Annotated in this window: 19 protein-coding genes and 2 pseudogenes; 8 read left to right on the forward strand and 13 right to left on the reverse strand. The window is 39.1% G+C overall.

Going from position 1 to position 18655, the window contains the following annotated elements; all coding sequences use genetic code 11:
• Positions 1-175: 175 nt before the first annotated feature.
• The 3 genes from MMO42_RS05630 to MMO42_RS05640 all read right to left on the reverse strand — a co-directional run bounded on the left by MMO42_RS05630 (position 176) and on the right by MMO42_RS05640 (position 2417).
• On the reverse strand, positions 176-916 hold the full coding sequence (locus tag MMO42_RS05630; RefSeq protein ID WP_241319668.1) for a hypothetical protein: 741 nt from the start codon (positions 914-916) through the stop codon (positions 176-178).
• 81 nt (positions 917-997) lie between these two features.
• Positions 998-1555, reverse strand: a complete 558-nt coding sequence (locus tag MMO42_RS05635) for a GNAT family N-acetyltransferase (RefSeq protein WP_241319669.1) — start codon at positions 1553-1555, stop codon at positions 998-1000.
• A 136-nt stretch (positions 1556-1691) separates the two neighbouring features.
• Positions 1692-2417, reverse strand: a complete 726-nt coding sequence (locus MMO42_RS05640; protein ID WP_241319670.1) for an outer membrane protein OmpK — start codon at positions 2415-2417, stop codon at positions 1692-1694.
• Positions 2418-2787: 370 nt separating this feature from the next.
• Between MMO42_RS05640 and MMO42_RS05645 the strand changes: the two genes are divergently transcribed.
• The 5 genes from MMO42_RS05645 (at position 2788) to MMO42_RS05665 (ending at position 7279) form a co-directional block, all read left to right on the forward strand.
• On the forward strand, positions 2788-3162 hold the full coding sequence (locus MMO42_RS05645; protein ID WP_004803557.1) for an HPF/RaiA family ribosome-associated protein: 375 nt from the start codon (positions 2788-2790) through the stop codon (positions 3160-3162).
• 144 nt (positions 3163-3306) lie between these two features.
• A complete protein-coding gene (locus MMO42_RS05650) occupies positions 3307-3852 on the forward strand; it encodes an ankyrin repeat domain-containing protein (RefSeq protein WP_005297591.1) in 546 nt (181 codons plus the stop codon).
• 31 nt (positions 3853-3883) lie between these two features.
• Positions 3884-4651 carry a transporter gene (locus MMO42_RS05655; protein ID WP_241319671.1) on the forward strand — a complete coding sequence of 256 codons (768 nt, stop codon included), beginning with the start codon at positions 3884-3886 and terminating at the stop codon, positions 4649-4651.
• Positions 4652-4730: 79 nt separating this feature from the next.
• The gene (dsbD, locus tag MMO42_RS05660) at positions 4731-6578 is read left to right on the forward strand and encodes a protein-disulfide reductase DsbD (protein WP_241319672.1); all 1848 of its coding nucleotides are present in this window, start codon (positions 4731-4733) and stop codon (positions 6576-6578) included.
• Between the two features lie 5 nt (positions 6579-6583).
• Positions 6584-7279, forward strand: coding sequence for a glutathione S-transferase family protein (locus tag MMO42_RS05665; protein ID WP_241319673.1), 696 nt, complete (start codon positions 6584-6586; stop codon positions 7277-7279).
• A gap of 37 nt (positions 7280-7316) precedes the next feature.
• On the opposite strand, the gene MMO42_RS05670 is transcribed toward MMO42_RS05665, so the two are convergent.
• Complete coding sequence (locus tag MMO42_RS05670) at positions 7317-8504, reverse strand: GGDEF domain-containing protein (protein WP_241319674.1); 1188 nt, start codon at positions 8502-8504, stop codon at positions 7317-7319.
• Positions 8505-8776: 272 nt separating this feature from the next.
• Complete coding sequence (locus tag MMO42_RS05675; RefSeq protein WP_241319675.1) at positions 8777-9688, reverse strand: alpha/beta hydrolase; 912 nt, start codon at positions 9686-9688, stop codon at positions 8777-8779.
• 204 nt (positions 9689-9892) lie between these two features.
• Between MMO42_RS05675 and MMO42_RS05680 the strand changes: the two genes are divergently transcribed.
• On the forward strand, positions 9893-10330 hold the full coding sequence (locus MMO42_RS05680; protein ID WP_005209507.1) for a DUF2147 domain-containing protein: 438 nt from the start codon (positions 9893-9895) through the stop codon (positions 10328-10330).
• A gap of 65 nt (positions 10331-10395) precedes the next feature.
• Here the strand turns inward: MMO42_RS05680 and MMO42_RS05685 are convergent, their stop codons facing one another.
• Both MMO42_RS05685 and MMO42_RS05690 read right to left on the reverse strand, forming a co-directional pair.
• Entirely contained in the window at positions 10396-10746 is a 351-nt protein-coding gene (locus MMO42_RS05685) for an arsenate reductase (RefSeq protein ID WP_241319676.1), read from the reverse strand.
• Between the two features lie 439 nt (positions 10747-11185).
• The gene (locus MMO42_RS05690) at positions 11186-12010 is read right to left on the reverse strand and encodes an exodeoxyribonuclease III (RefSeq protein WP_241319677.1); all 825 of its coding nucleotides are present in this window, start codon (positions 12008-12010) and stop codon (positions 11186-11188) included.
• A 41-nt stretch (positions 12011-12051) separates the two neighbouring features.
• Between MMO42_RS05690 and pyrE the strand changes: the two genes are divergently transcribed.
• Positions 12052-12702: an orotate phosphoribosyltransferase gene (pyrE, locus tag MMO42_RS05695; RefSeq protein ID WP_241287823.1), complete on the forward strand. Its 651-nt coding sequence runs from the start codon at positions 12052-12054 to the stop codon at positions 12700-12702.
• A 71-nt stretch (positions 12703-12773) separates the two neighbouring features.
• Here the strand turns inward: pyrE and ddlA are convergent.
• Positions 12774-13883 (reverse strand): annotated as a pseudogene (gene ddlA / locus MMO42_RS05700) (D-alanine--D-alanine ligase).
• A 304-nt stretch (positions 13884-14187) separates the two neighbouring features.
• Between ddlA and MMO42_RS05705 the strand changes: the two are divergent.
• Positions 14188-15024 (forward strand): GNAT family N-acetyltransferase, encoded by an 837-nt coding sequence (locus MMO42_RS05705; protein ID WP_241319678.1) that lies wholly within the window; start codon positions 14188-14190, stop codon positions 15022-15024.
• 4 nt (positions 15025-15028) lie between these two features.
• Here MMO42_RS05705 and MMO42_RS05710 read toward each other — a convergent pair whose 3' ends face one another.
• From MMO42_RS05710 to MMO42_RS05730, 5 genes and pseudogenes are all read right to left on the reverse strand, one after another.
• Complete coding sequence (locus tag MMO42_RS05710; RefSeq protein WP_241319679.1) at positions 15029-15748, reverse strand: SDR family oxidoreductase; 720 nt, start codon at positions 15746-15748, stop codon at positions 15029-15031.
• Between the two features lie 212 nt (positions 15749-15960).
• A pseudogene (locus MMO42_RS05715) lies at positions 15961-16536 on the reverse strand (RloB family protein); the annotation flags it as partial.
• Positions 16537-16572: 36 nt separating this feature from the next.
• Positions 16573-17889: an ATP-binding protein gene (locus tag MMO42_RS05720; RefSeq protein WP_241319680.1), complete on the reverse strand. Its 1317-nt coding sequence runs from the start codon at positions 17887-17889 to the stop codon at positions 16573-16575.
• Between the two features lie 96 nt (positions 17890-17985).
• The gene (locus MMO42_RS05725; RefSeq protein ID WP_241319681.1) at positions 17986-18183 is read right to left on the reverse strand and encodes a DUF3565 domain-containing protein; all 198 of its coding nucleotides are present in this window, start codon (positions 18181-18183) and stop codon (positions 17986-17988) included.
• Entirely contained in the window at positions 18184-18636 is a 453-nt protein-coding gene (locus MMO42_RS05730; RefSeq protein WP_241319682.1) for a MarR family transcriptional regulator, read from the reverse strand.
• Between the last annotated feature and the right edge of the window lie 19 nt (positions 18637-18655).

The following is an 18655-nucleotide window of genomic DNA, read 5'->3' on the forward strand; positions in this document are numbered from 1 at the left end:
GGTTTCGCCCAAAGTAACCAAAGGCATTGTCATTCACAAAACCTGTTCAATTCTTGGATTTTTTCTATTGTTTCGCAGAAACAATATCTTTCAAAGATCATGCAGGTTGTGAATGACGTTTCCGAGTCTCATACTTTTTCTTAAATTTTTTGTTGAGTTTGGGTGTAAAGATCACTCATTTGTTTTCCACTTTATAGAACGTTCCGCCTGCATAGACGTTATGTCCAAAGCCACATGAGGACTCACCGTTGTTTTGTTCAACTTCAATTTTTTGTCCAAGATTTGCATCATTGGCAAATTGAAGTTTAATCAGACAGTCTTCATTGCGATAGTTAGCCTGTTTTGACTTGATTGGCATGCTGGTTTCAAATTGTCCCATATTTGGACCATAGATTAGGCCACGTAGTCCAAAGTAATAGCCATCAAATGCAATCGCATATTTATTCTGTTTTTTGTTGACCTTGATGTAATCCCATTGCCCAAAACCATTGGCTCGAACATACGTTCCTTGTAGGTTAGAAGTTACTTTGGGCTTCGGGAGTTGTTTTAAGTTGTATTGGCTGGTTTTAGTGTCTTTATCACGTAAAAACCAGACTCTGGCCCATTGTGGTTTGCCTAGTTTTGCATAACTCAAACCTACATTATTATTGGCGATTTCAATGTCTCGATCACTGATCTGAACACCGCTTTCTTCTGCATTGGCTTGGCAGAAATGTGCCCATGCAGCTTGGTCTTCAAACTGTTTGGCTGCTTTGAGATATTGTTTTTGATCGTAAAACTTTTTACCTGCTTGAGCATATTGTTTCACTTTGGCGCAGCCCTGTTGCAGTTCTTGCTCGAAGGAAAGTTCGGCAAAGCTGGCACTTGAACCGAGTAGCATGCTGAGGCAGAGGCCGAGTTGAGACGTTTTAATCATTTTGGCTATTTTTGAAATGAAGTATTTCCTTCATTTTAAGCCACAATTCAGTGCGATGACAGTACGCTAAAAGTGAGATTTTTATTGAGTTTCTGTGAGTTGCAGTTGCAGTTGCATCCAGACCAGATCACGCCATGTACCAAACTTTTGGCCCACTTGTGGCATATACCCTGTTTGAACGAAACCGAGTTGTTCATGCAACACAATTGAGCCTTGGTTTTCACTATCAATGGCAGCGACCATAATATGCATGTTTTGCTGTTTGGCTAGATGAATGAGCTGTTGCATGAGGGCTTTGCCCAGACCTTGGCGTGCATAGCTTGGATTAATAAAAACAGAATGCTCAATACTTTGGCGGTAGCCACTGATGGTCCGAAAAGCAGTGTAATACGCATAGCCTGCGACTTGATGGGTATTCAGGTCTTCAACCACGATCATTGGGAATTGTTGCTGTTGCATGCTTTGAAAACGTTGCTGATAATCCTTCAGGGAAACGGCGTGATCATTCCAATTTGCGGTTCCATTTAAAATTTCAGCATTGTAAATAGCAAGAATCTCATCAAGATCATTCACTGTCGCAAAACGAATTTGGAAATGGGGTGCTAAGGCATAAGGTGCAAGCGGAATATTCACAGACATGGGCAAAGGTCATCAAATCAGACAAAAACAAGAGATGAATATTGAATACAGCGATCGTTCATCTCAAATTTATATTCGGTGATACACACAAAAACAGCAAGGAATTCCTTGCTGTTTTTTTTACATTCTAAATGATTTAGAAGTGGTATTTGATTAACGCACTGACGTTGTTTTCGTCACGGTTTTTCAGACCAAATTTGTTATTCCAAACAGAGTGCTCAACACCTAAATAAAGGCGAGTGTCTGGTGAAATGTGTTTACCTACATTCCACTTGTATTGTGTGGTCCAGTTGAGCTCACTGGCGTGATCTTTTTCACCTGTCGACCAGTCAAGGAAACCATCAACCAAGAAATCTTCGTTTGATACTTTAAATGGCAACGCATAAGCGATGGTCATTTGGTAGTCATCAGCAGTATTTTCATTGTTGGCACGGTAGAAATTCACATTCGCATATTGGAAATATGGAATGGCAAGATCAAAACCTATGCCATATAAGAAGTTGTCAAAACTAGCAAAGTCATCGTTGTTGCTTTCCCATGTTGTAGAGATCAGCACATCTTTGATTGGACCAAACGCAAGTTTTTGTCCTGAAATCTCGCCCAAGCTTAAACGTGGAGAGAGTTCGAAATATGTGCTTTTATGATCATCGCTGCCACGCATACGATCCATAAAGAAAAACACATCGGCATATTTAACTTTTGCCGCATATTCGAGTGTTACCGTTGTTTGTTTTTCATCAACAACTTCATAGTTCTCACCGTACAAACCAGTCACGCTGAAATCTTGCCAAATTGGCTTCGCCTGAGCGAAAGCTGCTGTAGATACCAATAAACATGTTGCTGCAAGTTGCTTCAATTGCATTTAAAAAATCTCCCCCCAAAAGGCGTGTAAAGGATACAAGGTATTAAGCAAAAATAAAGCCAAATTTGACCAAATGAACAAAAGAATTGTATATAGCGAGCTAAAGTAAAATGGCCTATAAAGTTAAAAATATTTTTGTTTTAAGTTTTAATAAAAATGTCAAAAATCAGCTTGCATATTTTGGAGGAAAGACAGATATTGGAATTATAAAAGATCTTCTTACATACTGAAAAACAACAGATGCAAAGCGAGGAGACAACAAGCATTTACATAATCAAAATATACAACTGCACTGAATGACTGCATGCTCAAAGCGTGCAAAGAAGAAAGTTTTGTAGCACCGTCTCACAGAAAAGAGAGGAAGATATTTATGAATATTGAAATCCGTACAGATAAAAACATTCAAGGTAGTGAACGCTTAAACAGTTATGTTCGTGCAGAACTTACACAAGAATTTCAACGTTATAGCGAGCGTATTACACATTTTTCGGTTCATATTAGTGATGAAAACGGGGATAAAACGGGCGATCATGACAAACGATGTATGATTGAAGCTCGCCCAGCAGGAATGAAACCTGTCGCAGTGACACATAAAGCAGCAAATATTGATAACTCGATTCATGGTGCAATTGATAAATTGAAGCGTAGTCTGGAGCATCTTTATGAGAAAAAAGAGCACCATCGTGGTGGTTTACCCGAATACGTTGATGTCGATGATGATGTAAAAGTGGATGATGAAGCATAGCCACAAATGCAAAGAAAAAGCCCAGTTCTTGGGCTTTTTTTACGTGTGTATCAAATTTATACATGATTTTTTAGATGGTTTTATAAAATCCTGTCAGGATATTCGGCATAATAGAGCCATTAAAAAATATTGTGAGAACTGGTCATGTTAAATAAGCAACAGCAGGCCTTGGTGCAAGCCATACAACAACTCGATTTGGACCAAGTGCAATCTTTACTTGCTGAAGGACTCGACCCGAATTTTATTGATCCTGAACAAGGACCACCTGTGTCTATGATTTGCGATGGTTTGTTCACATGGTGGGAACGAATTTGTGAAGCTTATGAAGCAGGTAAGCCTTTCAGCGACGAAGAAAAGCAACAACAACTCAAAGTTTATTTAGATATTTTAGATGCATTGATTCAAGCCAAAGCAAATTTACATTTGTGGGATGCAGAAGAGTTTTATGGTCCGCTTTGGGACGCAGCAAGTTCTGCTTGCGCACCTGTGGTACAACGCTTACTCGATGAAAAAGTAGATCCAAATACCCGTGATGAAGAGGGTCTAACCGTTTTATCATCTATTAGCCAGCTTTTCTTTGATTGTGAATTTGATGAAATTGATTGGTCAGAATCATTGCCAGAAGAACGTGCAACACTGGAATTGTTACGTCAGCATGGTGCAAAAATGTCAAAAGAGCTCGGTGCATAAGCCAAGCCAACAGAATAGAACGAGGATACGTATGAAAACATTTCAAACATTGAGCTTGATTGCAGCATCAATGATGGCAAGCACTGCTTTTGCTGCCGACTTTTCTTTTGACCGCCCAGGTGCGGGTATGGGTACAGGGATTACCCCTGTTGGGCATTTGGCATGGGAACAAAGTTTACCAAGCGTCAGCTACCAAGAAGATAAAGTAGATGGGGTAAAAGATAAAACTTTAACGCTTAACGGAGACATGTTGTTGCGTACCGGTCTGGCTGATGGACTGGAATTACAATTGGGTTGGCAGGGGCCTGTTTGGCAGCAATATAAACGTGCTGGCATGAAAAAAGAAAGCAATGGCCTAGGTGATGTCAGTATCGGTTTGAAAAAAGCCATTGATTTAAAAGATGATCGTTTATCGATGGCATTGCTGGCAGAAGCAATTATTGCAACGGGGAATGATGAATTCACCAACCATGATGATATCTATAGCTTAACGTCTGCAGTTGCTTATGAATTTAGCGATTTGATTGGTACGTCCATTACCATGCGTTATGAAGCGCAAAACAGCAATTGGGCAGTCACAGCTGTACCGACTATTGATTATAAAATCGCGGGTAAATTATCTGGTTTCTCAGAATTTATTTACCGCAAAGCAGAAAGTCAGGATTATGAATATGGTCTTGGCACGGGTCTAGTGTATGCCTTGAATAATCGTACACAACTCGATGCAAGTATTGGGGTTGATCTCAATGGTGATCAGAAAAGCTATAACGGTGGCTTCGGCGTATCTGTTTTATTCTAATAATGATGCACCTGAATTCTCTTAAATTAACTGCTGCGATCGCAGTTGGGGAGTTCGGGAGAATGATAGTGAGATAATCATGAAAATGTCTGTTCAGGGTGGGACGCATTTCCCACTGATGAGTTACGTCCTCGGAACTTTATTGTTGTTATGCGGGTCTATGACTTACGCTCAACAGAACTCATCAGCACAGTTGTTAAGCCCTGAACAGGCGTTTGCATTTACGGTTGAATCAACTCAGCCACATCAGGCGCGTTTGCATTGGTCGATTCAGCCCAATTACTATTTATATCAACATAAATTTGAAGTACAGCAAGGCAATCAACCCGTTGCCTTGAATTTGCCAAAAGCGATTGAACAATATGATGAAAACTATGGTCATAGCCAAGTTTATTATCAACAAGCTGAATTTAGTATTCCCACCCAAGCCTCTCAACATTATCGTGTAACTTGGCAGGGCTGTGCCAAAGACCGTATTTGCTACCCACCGCAAAATATTGAATTTCAGACTGACGCCGATGGTTTGGTCAATGTTCAGAATGTCAGCGCAAACTCGCAAAAAAGCTTTTTAGATGCTGCACGTTCATCCAATGCCTTAAATGCTCAAACGGCAATAAATGATGAAGTTGATGCAGAACCGACCACAAAAACGACAAATCAAAATCATACAGCTGTGATGGCACAAGACCAAAAGTGGTCGAGTGCACTCGAACAGCATTCCTTGGCATATAGCATTTTATTATTTTTAGGCCTTGGTATTTTATTGGCTTTTACGCCGTGTTCATTACCGATGTTACCAATTCTGACCTCGTTGATTGTGCGTGAGAATAAAGGGGTTAAAGCATGGTCAATTGCGCTGACTTTTGTGGTCAGTATGGCTCTTGTCTATGCGGTACTGGGGTTGATTGCTTCAGCAGCAGGATTGAATTTTCAACGTTGGTTACAACAACCTGCGACATTGATTGCATTTAGCTTATTGTTTGTGGCGTTTGCTTTAAACTTATTTGGTCTATTTGAGTTGAAATTGCCACAGCGTTGGGTCAATCGACTGGATCAGATGCAATCCAATCAAAAAGGCGGCACGCTGGTGGGTGCTGCTGTCATGGGCATGATTTCTGCACTGCTGGTTGGGCCATGCATGACCGCACCTTTGGCAGGGGTATTGTTGTTTATTTCGCAAACCCAGAATCAATGGCAAGGCGCATTGTTACTCTTTACCCTCGGCTTTGGTATGGGCATTCCATTGCTACTCGCGAGTGTTTTAGGGGCAAAAGCCTTACCTAAAGCTGGCGAGTGGATGAATCAAATCAAGATCATTTTTGCCTTTTTAATGCTGGCTTTAAGCCTCTATTTTATTCGTCCATTATTGCCTGAATTGGCCCTACAAATTCTCAGCCTGATTTTAGGTTTGGCTTTCATTATTTATGCCGTGTATCGCTTGTTTGGACAAAAATCCAAACTGCAATGGCTCTATGCAATATTGCTGATTTTGGTGATCCCAGCATTGGCTTTTAATCAATACCAACACATTCAAAGTCTCAGCTCGGCTCAGGCTGAGAAGCTCGCTGAATGGCATGTGGCAAAAACAGCAGATGAGTTTCAGCAGATTTTAGCCAATGCACCCAAAGACCGTGGCATTGTGATTGATGTCTATGCGGATTGGTGTGTGGCTTGTCAGCCGATTGAGCATCGCATTTTAAAAGATGCCGAGGTACAACAAGCATTATCAGGTTTTTATTTAATTAAAATGGATTTAAGCCATTATGATGCGTCACATCAAGCACTGTTAGCGCAGTGGGATATTTTAGGACCACCGACGTATTTATTCTTAGATCCACAACAACAAGAAATCCGCTCACTACGTTTAACTGGAGCATTCCAGAAAGCCGAGCTATTACAACAACTCGCCTTATTTAAAGGAAAATAATAAGTATGTATCAACTCTTTATTGGTAATAAAAATTATTCGACTTGGTCAATGCGTCCGTGGATTTTATTGAAACAAGCAGGTATTCCATTTCAGGAACAGCTGATTCAGTTCGATAGCTTTGATGCAGATAGTCAATTCAAAACAGAAATTCTGAAACTGAATCCCACAGGGAAAGTACCTGCATTGGCTGATGGCGATCTGATTGTTTGGGACAGTCTGGCGATTGGTGAATATGTGGCAGAGCAATATCCTGAAAAAGTATTACTGCCTCAGGATCGAAAGTTACGGGCCAGAGCACGCTGTATCAGTGCCGAAATGCACAGTAGTTTTCAAAGCTTACGCAATCTATGCCCCATGAATGTGGAAGCTGATCTGACACATGTTGGTCAACAGCTTTGGACAGAGCATGCTCAGTTACGTGCGGACGTTGCCCGAATCGATCAAATCTGGTCACAACGTCCGAGTGAGGACAGTTTTTTATGTGGTGAGTTTAGTCTTGCCGATGCATTTTACGCACCTGTGGTGATGCGTTTCGAATGCTATCAACTCCCACTCTCTGACTCCAGTCAGGCCTATATGCAAAAAATCTTGGCTTTGTCTTCGGTGCAACAATGGATTGCCGAGGCCAAGCAGGAACACATGTTTGTCCCTTTTGATGAGCCTTATCGTCAGCATCGAGATGAATTTTTAAAAGCTTGAGCATGAGGGAATGAAGGCTGGTGAGGCCTTCACGACACTAACTCATTGCCAGTTCAGTAAAGATTTTCACCTGATTGCGTCCTGCTGCTTTAACGGCATACAGGGCTTGATCTGCTTGGCTAATAATGAGATGGGGTTCATCAGCACTGAGTGAGCTACTGATCCCAAAACTGGCACTGACCGTAAATTCTTGCTTCTGTTCATTAATAAAGCGCAATTTTGAGACCGCAAGACGGCAGCGTTCAGCGACATTCTGTGCTTGTGCAGTGGTGGTATTGGGTAGCAATAAAATAAACTCTTCGCCGCCAAAACGACCAATAATGTCTTGGTCACGTAGATTTTTTGCTAGGCATTGTGCCACGGTGACCAACACTTGATCGCCCATGCTATGTCCAAAATGATCATTAATACTTTTAAAATGATCTAGGTCGAGCAAAACAATTGAATAGAGCGGGTTTGGTTGTTGATGTAACCGTTCTAAATAACTCCCGATACTGCGTCGATTCAATACATTGGTGAGCGGATCAAGACGACTGAGAATTTGAATGGTCATTTCCCGAGTTCGCCATTGCGTCAACAAAATTTCAAACAGAAATAAACAGGCCAGTAAGATTGGCAATAAAAAGAACACCATACTACCGACCCAAAAGGGATGCATGGATACCTCATTCAATCGCTGCATATTAAATAGCGGCGCGTAAGTCAGTATCCCAACCATACTTAAATAGTTGCAGAACAGCAGCGCAAGCGTGGCAGGAATGAGGGCACAATAGACCATTCGACGATCGAACAAGACCAAGCCTACACCAACCACACTGACATAGCCGACCATTGTAGCAGGGCTGAAACTACCGACTAAGTAGCCTTTGTGACAGAGCATGGCGGTAAAGATCTGGACACTTAGGATCGGCAAAACATTTTGTGCCCAAGCTCGATCTTTAAATACATGACAAGGAATGATAAGCAGGAGCATCACCAGCAGTGTGATCAAGCTGGTCCATAAGTGTGAGCGTACAATGCTCAAATGAACCCATTCCGAATATTGTGGATGCATGAGAATAAAAATATCCCAACTGATCCAGAATAAACTCATAAATGCAGCAAGTATCAGTAATAGAATACTTTTTTTGAGTATGGTCCAATTGACGACAATGTGATGTTCCCAAGAAAGCCTAAGGCCCCATCCTGTTGCGTCAGTTGACCTATTGAAACGAATCTTCACCATTGGCATGCATCCTTTTATGCAATGAGATTCCTAGGAACTGTATATCTGTCGTCAAAATATTGAAGAACGATAATTAAAATAACAATAGCATCTTTAGAATGAGAAAAAAGTCTAGCTCTGGGCTTTTTAGTGCAAAATAAGACGGGAAAAATTCTTTGAAAAATCAGCTCTTATCTAAATATCCAATCAGTTTTATTTTATGATGACAAAAGTGAATTAAGAGTGACAATGGTCAGACATAGCTGACCATTTTTTGCACGATTGTAAAGGGCTTAATCGCGATCGAGTGCATGCGCAAATTCTGCGATGTCTGCCAAGGCTTGTCTGGCTTCTGGGAACCACGCATTAAACATTTGGAAGTTGTGCCACATGCCGGTATACAGTTTGAACTGAACCTTGACATCGGCCTGTTCTGCTTTTTCTCTAAAGCGTTTTGAATCATCTAGTAAGATTTCTTTAGAACCGACTTGCACAAGTGTTGGCGGTAATCCAGCTAAATCATCGAACAGTGGAGAAACACGTGGATCATCTGCTTGAATATTATCAGTGAGATAATGGTTGATGCCTGCCTGTAAGGCCTCAATAGACAATAAAGCATCATGCTTTTGGTTGAAGCGTAGCGATTCACTGGTCAAGGTGAGGTCGAGGTAAGGCGACATCAAAATCAAGCCACTTGGCATGAACTCTGGCTGCTGTTTGAGACGTAAACACAACGCCAAAGCAAGGTTTGCACCACAGGAATCTCCAGAGATAATAATATCTTTGGGTTTAATTCCTTGAACTAATAGGGCTTGATAGACATCGAAAATCGCATCAATGGCTTCAGGGAACGGATGTTCTGGGGCAAGTGGATAATCGACATGAATGACTTGCATTTGAGTACGTGCCGCAATATCAGTCATCAAGGCCCGATGCGTATTTAAACTCCCCAAGAAAAAAGCACCACCGTGAATGTGAAAAATCAACTGTGTGGCAGCTGTTTGAGCTTTAATTTCTTCACCGCGTACACCTGCTAGACGTATTGGGCGAACTTGTACTGTTGAATCTTGAGGAAACAGGCGACAAAGTTGGTCGAGCAAGGGACGTAATGCATTGGGAGCCAAATTGAACTGACTGGGTGTTCGAATCGTCGCTTTAAGTAAGGATTCAGTAAAATAATATTTCCAAACAGTAGCAAATTTCATAATTTTTCCATATTGTTAGATCAGTATAGCAATAAGAAAGCTCTTGAAAATAAGCTATGTCGAAGCGCGACGATAAAATCTGAAAAAATGTGCACTACGACACTCTTACTCAGGTTATACCAAATAGTCATAATCAAGAATTGCAATATTGATTGAAGTTCTCAATACTTTCAGTTTGAAAGACCCCTTAAGGATATTACAAAAATGAAGAAAATTGCTTTAGCATTTGGATTGCTCGGTTTGACAACTTTTGCCAATGCAGCGGATGCGCTGAATGGTAGTGTTTGGCAGACCATTGATGATGAAACAAAACAGCCAAAGGCGATCGTGAAATTCACGGAGCAAAAGGATGGAACTCTGACTGCGTCTATTCAAAAGTATTTAGTGGCTGGCCAAGAAAATGCTTGCTCTAAATGTGAAGGGACTTATCACAACAAACCACTCAAAGGCGTAACCATTGTACATAGCCTGAAAAATGTGGGTGGTGTGAATTACGATGGTGGTTCAATTATCGATCCTAAGAACGGTAAAACCTACAAGTTAAAAGCTGAAATCATCGACGGTGGTAAAAAGCTGAAATTACGAGGTTATATTGGCGTAGCTGCTTTAGGTCGTAACCAAACTTGGATTCGTACCAACTAAGCCATCTGTGAATGAAAAAAACCGAGCTCTGACTCGGTTTTTTTGTATCTGTATATCTAAAATGCTTAAGCAGATAAGTCCTGATATGTCGCTTCGTCAAAACCAATCACAAAACCTTGCGGTGTTTGCAGTACAGGACGCTTAATTAGGCTTGGTTGCGCAATTAGGGTTTCAATCAGGTTCTGTTCATTGCTGGTGGCATGTGTTTGCTCATCGGCAGTCAATTTGCGCCAGGTGGTACCTTTTTTATTCAATATTTTGTCTGCACCGATCTCTTTTAGCCAGATCGCTAAAGTCTCTGCATCAATGCCTTGTTTTTTATAATCATGAAAGTCGTAATTGATCCCTTTGGCTTGTAGCGCATCAAAGGCTTTTTTCATCGAATTACAATTTTTAATGCCGTAAATTTTAAACATGTGAAAAACCATCGAAAACAATAAAAGATATGGGCAAAGCCTAACGTAAAAGATGGGTGCTGTACCAGTTGAAATTTTTTATCACGTTGATTGGTAGAATGTGTGAAGCAAAAAATTAAATGGCGAAAATGATCATATGGTTTGAGCAAACCTGCTAAAGACAAATCAGAGCAAGAAAATCTAAGATCTAGAAAAGAGAAAACCCGCATATAATCTTCCTGATTATGCGGGTCTCATTTCAACGTCCAATGTCTCATCCTTGCAAATAAACTTAATCTAAGTTTATTTTATCTTCCTACGGCGTCCTATCCCTTTTTGGTCATCCTGACCGCTTCCCTGTGCCGTGAAGCTATAATGCCGTTCTAGAAGTGAAATAAAAATATACAAAAGCGACAAGTTATGTAAGCCAAAGAAGCGACCAAAGTGAACAAGTGTTCACTTATTCGTGTATTTTATAGTCGATAATGACCGGTGCATGGTCGCTAAACCATTGTTCTTTATACACCCATGCGTTGGTTGTGCGTGCTTTCCAGTCTGGAGAGCAGGCGTGGTAGTCAATACGCCAACCAACATTTTTTGCACGCGCCTGACCGCGATTTGACCACCATGAATACAATTCTGCTTCAGGGCGAACTTCGCGGAAAGTATCCACATAACCCAACTCATCATACATATGATCAAGCCAAGCACGCTCATGTGGCAAAACCCCAGAAGATTTCTGGTTGCCTGACCAGTTTTTAATATCGATGCGTTTATGCACGATATTGTAATCCCCACAGACAATGATGGATTTATTTTCATCTCGCCACTGTTTTAGTATTTTAGCGTATTCTTGTAAAAACACGTCTTTGCGTGCTTGCGCTTCGTCACCGCTTGATCCTGATGGCAAGTATAACGAGGCAATATGAACAGTTTGTGACAAGCCCAAATCGAATTCGGCTGCGACAAAACGTCCCTGAGAATCAGCCAGTTCAAAACCTAAGCCATCTTTTACCGACACGAATGGCAGACGACTATAGATCGCCGTACCCGCATAGCCTGCACGTTCAGCTGGGAACAGGTGGGTATACCAACCTTCAGGTTTAAATTTATCGGTCCATTGTTCATGGGTGATGCGGCTTTCCTGCATACACACCACATCGGCACCCGACTGTTCTAACCATTCGAGTAGACCTTTGGTGACTGATGAGCGCAAGCCATTTACGTTGATTGAAACGACTCGAAGAATTTTTACATCACTTGGATAGCTATCCTTTGGTATCATACGTCTGTTTAACCTCAATTGAAGAATTTGGAGCACCTTATATGACAACGCCTGTGTCATTTCATCCGCAAGCTTTTATCGAACTCGCATTATCACGTGGTGTACTTAAATTTGGTGAGTTTACCTTAAAATCAGGCCGTGTCAGTCCTTATTTCTTTAACGCAGGTTTGTTAAACGATGGTGAAGCATTGTCTTTGTTAGCGCAAGGCTATGCCGATAAATTGGTACAGTGTGACAATGTCGGTGTGATTTTTGGCCCAGCTTACAAAGGGATTCCTTTTGTTGCAGCAACAGCGGTGGCATTGTCTCAAGTTCATGGCAAAAGTGTACCTTGGGGCTTTAACCGTAAAGAAGCCAAAGATCACGGTGAAGGCGGTGTCTTGGTGGGTGCATCGGTTGCGGGTCAAAAAGTCTGGATTATTGATGATGTGATCACTGCTGGGACTGCGATTCGTGAAGTCGTGACCATCTTAAAAAATGCAGGTGCTGAAATTGCTGGGGTATTGGTTGCGCTAGATCGTCAGGAACGTGGACAAGGTCAGCTTTCTGCGATTCAGGAAGTGCAAAAAGAACTCGAAATTCCTGTGCATGCATTGATTACCATGAAAGATTTGATGGATTATTTGGATGTAAAAGGCGAAAAAGACGCTTTGGCCAATATGCAGGCATATCGTGAAAAATATGGCATTTAAGTTTTAGGTGTAAAGAAAAAGGAAGCTTTAGCTTCCTTTTTTATTCCTTGGTTTTGAGCGGGAAAATACGATTAATCTATCTCATTTAAAGAAACTGTATTTTGTAGTTGAGCACTATTTTCATGATGTTCAATTGCCAGTTCTATCAAGCGCGTAATGAGGTCAGAGTAATTTAGCCCACTCGCTTCCCACAGCTTTGGAAACATACTTATATTGGTAAAGCCCGGTAAAGTATTTATTTCATTAATAAAAATTTCCCCTTTATTCGTTAAAAAAACATCAACTCTTGCTAGACCAGTGCATTCCAAGACTTCATAAGCTTTAATTGAGATCTCTCTAATTTTTTGACTGATTTCATCCGATATATTTGCAGGGATGGTTACTGTTGCACCCTTATCATTAATATATTTTGTGTCATAGGAATAAAAGCTATCTTCAAGCTCAATTTCTCCGCAAACACTCGCTAACGGTTCACTGTTTCCGATAACGGCACATTCTATTTCTCTGCCATCAATCCCTTGCTCAATCAATATTTTATTGTCGTAGCTAAAAGCCGTATCTAAGGCTGTTTCAAATTCATCAGGAGTGGTTACTTTACTCACACCTACTGATGAGCCTTGATTAGCGGGTTTTACGAATAATGGGCAGCCTTATTGAGAACTTGCAATTTCGAAGCTTATATCTTTTCTATTTTTGTTCGTTAACTTTATGAACGGTGTAATATTTAAACCAGCATCTCTTAATAATCTTTTTGTTATATCCTTATCCATACACATGGCGGAACTGAGTACTTGAGAGCCAACAAATGGAAGGTTCACCATTCTTAACAATCCTTGCAATGAGCCATCTTCTCCAAGTGTTCCATGAACGATAGGAAAAATCACATCCAATTGTGATAGCGTTTTGTCTTGGAACTCGATGATTTGTTTTTCATTTTTGCCTGGAATAAACGCAATATTTCGTCCTGATTGATGCAGTGAAATGAGAGAAGGATTGTCTGAATTTAATAAAAAATGAGTACTTTCATTCAGGTGCCATATTCCATCTTTATCGATACCAATTAATGTCACATCAAATTTTTCTTTATCTATAGCATCGACAATATTTCTTGCGGATTGGAGCGAAACTTCATGCTCAGTAGATTTTCCTCCAAATATAATGCCAATATTTTTCTTCTGCATATCTATATTTCCTTGGGTATTTGCATAATTTTCGACTTAAAAACGAAACCTTAATTTACCTCTTAACCATGTAACATCATTATTAATATTTGTGTCGCTTGGCTAAACTCATTTCCATGTGAACGAAAGAAAGAAGCCACCACAATCTTATTTAGATTTATCTCTAGATTAGTTAAAGCTCGAAAATATTTTGATAAAGAATTAAAAATATTTAGATTATTCTAAAGACTCAAATTAGCTTGGACCCAGAGGTATTTTTTATTTGTTTTCAGATTGATCTTAATTGCAGTTAGAGAAAAGAGGTATGAAGAACAAGATGAAATCAGAGAGTTCAAATCTGAAAATTATAAGAGGGTCTTTAACATCTCTGAGAGAGTATCAGCTTATCTCTGAATGGCTTGATTCACGATTTCATCACTCTCTAGGTATCACTGCCTTTTTGGATCAGACACGAACTATTGATACACAATGGCAATTGTTGCGGTTATATGATTCAAATGAAGCAAATGCCCTGTTGGGTGTTGCAGTGGTCTTGGTTGGCGGAACTTGCTTTTGGTTACCCGAGCAGAATTATGCCGCTGGATTATTCTGTTCAGAGATTTTAAAACTTCAGCCTTGTCGAATTGTTACGAGTGCTTTTGGACGTGATTTACTGCGCTCTTCAGTCGGGCATGAAGCAAGTTTGGTGCGAGAATACGATCAATGGATTATGGTCTGTATGCATGGTTTCCTGAAGGCAAATGGACGCTTAGCAATTGCATCAGACATTCCTCGTCTTATTGAATATCAGCACTTATATAATCAAGAACGTTCAGTTGAGGATGTATCCGATTGGGATGCACTTATTCAACAAGCTAAGGTTGCTGTGCATGAAGTTGATGGTCAAATTGTCTCTATCATTCGATTCGGGATTGAAACTAATCGTTTGGTGAGTATAGGTGGGACTTATACATTCCCCGAATATCGTCGGCAGGGCTATGCTGAGCAAGTACTGGCGTTTGCAGTCAATCAAATCGTTGAGAGTGGGCGTATCGCACATTTGATTGTTGACATCGATAATTTTCCAGCAATAGAACTTTATCGCCAAATGGGTTTTGAAAGTGTTGGCTCCTCTTATGTTGGTTATTTGGAGTATTCATAAAGAGCTAAACGTTCTGATCCAACATTGCAGGCATCAATATTTCTTTAACACAAGTTGCCTTACTGGTTGAAATAATAAAATGAATTGCTTGAATCACATCAGTCAAGGGAATGAGCGAATTTTCGGTTTCTTCTAAAACGTCTTGAATCGGTTTGTCGATTTCATATTCACTGGCCAGATAGCCCAAGTTCAGCACACTGACTCCAATCAAGTGTTCACGCAAGATTTCTCGTAGTGATTGCGCAATGCCCCTTAATGCAAATTTAGTTGCGGAGAATACAAGTTCCTTACCGTTATGATTATCAACGCCCCAAGTCGAACCAATCAGAATGATTTTGGCGTTGTCAGAGAGTCTGAGATTTTCGATCAATGATTGAATCGACTGGATACAGGTGCTGATATTGGTGTTAATGATTTGGGTGATTTCAACAGCGGAAATTTTTTCAAAATTATAGTCTTCGCTAAAAGCATGTTGTTCCCAGATCCCAACGTTGTAAATCAGCACATCAATTTTTTGTTGTCCAATCGCTGTTTTGACATCGCTTACCGCTTGTTCAGGATTAGAAAGATTAGTACAAATCCAGTTTAAATTCGGAATTTCTTGTGGTTGGCTTCGAGAGATGCCATAGACAGTATCTATTGGCCTTGGTACAGCTTGGACAATCGCTTTTCCTAAGCCTTTGCTAACACCGTAAATGAGAAATGTTTTACTTGAATTGTTCATCCACCTATCCGTTTTTTTAGATTAGAGGGCAACTATAAAAGCTCAAGTTGGCTTGAGGTCAAGAGCTGCATTTTAGATATATGAAAAAGCCTTAGAGAGTTTTTTGTTTGGTTTATCTAATCGATGGTTGGAAAATAAGTATGAAGTGTGAAAATCATATTTCGTATGCTTAACCTTTTATTTTATATAAATTATTGATCAATACTAAAAGTTTATCTATTGATATCTCTAATAGCATCTAAGAGTAAATCAATATCAACGTATCCGCCTTTTTCAGCAGGATGTTTGTTAGGATCAGTTTGTTTTAATTGTTCTCTAATATTTTTAGAGTTTTCTTTTGCTATATCTACTCTATCTTTTAATTTGGAATAAATATTTTGTCCCTTCTCATAAGAGGTAATAGAAATTTCGGCTAATTTAGTTTTTAATTCAGATTCGCTTATCAAATTGGTATAACTAGAATAATTTCTAGTTGAATCCGAAAAATGATAAATAAGCCACTGTTCAAAACACACATTAGAAAAGGCTATATTAACTCCTTTCGAATCTGCGAGTTGAGTTGCCTCTTTGTGATAATTATGACTATATTTGCTTACACTTTCTCGATCGAAAATAACCCAAATTTGATCATTATTTGACAATCTGTTTTCTTGTTTATACTTGTTGGCATCATTAATAATTCCTTTAGGATCTGTGTTTTTACTATTTTTAATAATGATTGACCGGGGATCAACTGCAAAGTCTCCTTTATAACCATTTAAATAATTAGGTTCTGTTTTCTCTCCCTCACTAAAAACAACTAGGGTCTTTTTTACGGGTTTCGATTATTTAGGACTTTTTCGAGCCATTGTATTCTCAATTTTGAGCTTTTGGTTTTCTAAAACAATAGTTTGAATATTTTCAATTAGTTCAGATATATTGGAATAGTTTATTTCAGGCAAAGCACCGAATTTACCATTCATATAACATTTTCTAAATGGGGAATCATTTGTTACAGTCTTTGAGTCAAAATCAGAAAGGCTATAAATTTTTGTTTTTTTATCTACTTTGTCAGCAAACCATATTTGCTCTTTGTCAAATATATCTTTATCCATTAATTGTAAATTATGACTTGTAAATATTAGTTGAGATCCTTGTTTATTTAACTTTGGATCATTAAATATTTTAATTAAGAGTATTGCTAACTCTGAGTGTAGACTACTATCTAACTCATCAATAACAAGAACAGATGGTCGTAAAAATGCCACAGTAATTAATGGTAGCAATTCTATTAAATGTTTTGTTCCATCAGATTCATCATGATAGTCAAAATCAATTAAATTATTTAAATCATCTTGCCTTTGAATACAAATTTCATACTTATCATCTTTTTCAGGATCCTCACTTTTTATGGTTTTGGTAAATAGCTTATCAGCAGAAATACCAATATTAGGGATAAATTGTGATGCAATTTCCTGTAATGCTGGTAATTGCTCATAGCTTTTAGAAATTTTATAGTAAGAATTAGATACATGCGTTGAAATACAAAATATATTAACAGTTAAAAAGTTATATACTTCTTTAATTATTTTGGGTGTTCCTGCACTACGACCAGCTACAGATAAGTAAGATTGATTATTAAAAAATGGAATTTGCTTAATTCCACCCGTATAAAATTTACCAAAACTTATGGTTTTCCAATCACTACCTTCGTCTCTTTTAAATAAATTGGCTTTTAACCCATTTGGATAAAAGTCCAAAGACTCATAAATAATTGTGTCTCTATCATATTCAATAACATATAAATATTTAATGTTATTAATAATAAACTCTAATTCAAAATGTATAGGTGCTGTTGATGACTCATAGCACAGCTTATAAGGAAAATACGTAGATATTTTTTTCCCCTCATCCCATGTAGCAGATTTTTCTGTTAAGGAAATCAACATTCTAAGTGCAAAAATTAAATTAGATTTACCAGATGCATTCGCTCCAAATATTGCATTTGTAGTGTAAACATATTCTTTTTTAGCAGCGTCATTTGGATTTTCAATAGTATGAAAGCTTCCTTCTCTTAACTTTTTAATAGAAGAAGGACGAAAATCAATATATTCAGAATCTTTATAAGAAGCGAAGTTCTGCAAAGAGAATGAAAGTAACATAATCGACTCAAACATCATTATTTCATAAAAAACACCACTTTTATGATTTCAATACTATTACTTTGTACTTAAACATGCTTTTTAATACAAAACCTCTTACGAAAATTTCATCTCTTCACACTTCTTACATTCCAACACCATACCTAATTTTTCATTGCGCCCTTGTTCGGTTAATACCCAAGGGCGATTCTGCCACGGTGGGTCATGGCGCATATGCTGCCCGTGACCACAGGCGAGATCAGCAACATAATGTCCTTCCTCATCGAGATGAAAACCGACAATCGCTTGCTGCATTTAATTTTCCAGACTTTCGAGTTTAGATTGTTCCAAACCTTTTAAAAAACGATGGCATAAGTTATGAATCGCCAGCAGATCATTCGGGTCCATACCCAATGAGCAAGCCAGTTTAAATGGAATCAGGGTGATTTCATCTTTTGACGCCAGCGCCTTTTCCAGCAAAATTACTTTTTTCATCCGCTCATCTTCTTTGACCGCAACACGTTTTAAAAACTGCTTTTCTTCGAGTTTTTTAATAATTGGAGTCAGCGTTCCCGAATCAAAAAAAGTCTTTTGTCCAATCTCAGACAACATCACATTGTCTTGTTCATACAAAGCCAGCAATACAATAAATTGCGGATAGGTCAGATCATATTCCTGCAGCAAAGGGCGATACTGGCGAATCATCGCATTGGTCGCGGAATACATGGCAAAACACACTTGGTTATCCAAAAATGAAACGTCAGCCATGATGCTTTTTTCCTCGACT

Origin of the sequence: Acinetobacter sp. ANC 3882, from assembly GCF_022549545.1 — a bacterium.
Classification (GTDB): Bacteria; Pseudomonadota; Gammaproteobacteria; order Pseudomonadales; family Moraxellaceae; genus Acinetobacter.